The 323-nt window shown below is 53.9% G+C and carries 1 pseudogene; it reads right to left on the bottom strand.

Going from position 1 to position 323, the window contains the following annotated elements:
* Positions 1-323: pseudogene (locus SB751_RS29075) on the bottom strand (formate dehydrogenase subunit alpha); the annotation flags it as partial.

Raw genomic sequence — 323 nt, 5'->3', positions numbered from 1 at the left:
AGTAGTGAGACATCACCCTTCCCGTGGTTAAATAAAGCGGATAGCCGGCGCTCGGTTTCTCTTTCTGGACGGCCGGTTCATTTGGAATCACGCTTAATTCAGCTCTGTGATCGGGATGGGCAAATGAGTGCTCAAACAATCGCCCGGTTCCGGGGTGATCCGCTTCAGGACATGGCCACTGAATGCCGCCTTCCCGCCTGAGCCTGTCATAGGTGATGCCAGCGTAATCAGCAATTCCGCCGCGGCTCGCTTCTCTCAGTTCGTTAAAGATTTCCTCCGCCGACGTATAGGGAAAATAATGCCCTTTACCAAGAGCCGAGGCA

It is taken from the genome of Cupriavidus sp. SIMBA_020 (assembly GCF_046535395.1).
Taxonomy (GTDB): domain Bacteria; phylum Pseudomonadota; class Gammaproteobacteria; order Burkholderiales; family Burkholderiaceae; genus Cupriavidus; species Cupriavidus campinensis.
Note: the sequence above shows the minus strand (reverse complement) of the source record. Positions and strands in the feature narration are given on the sequence as shown.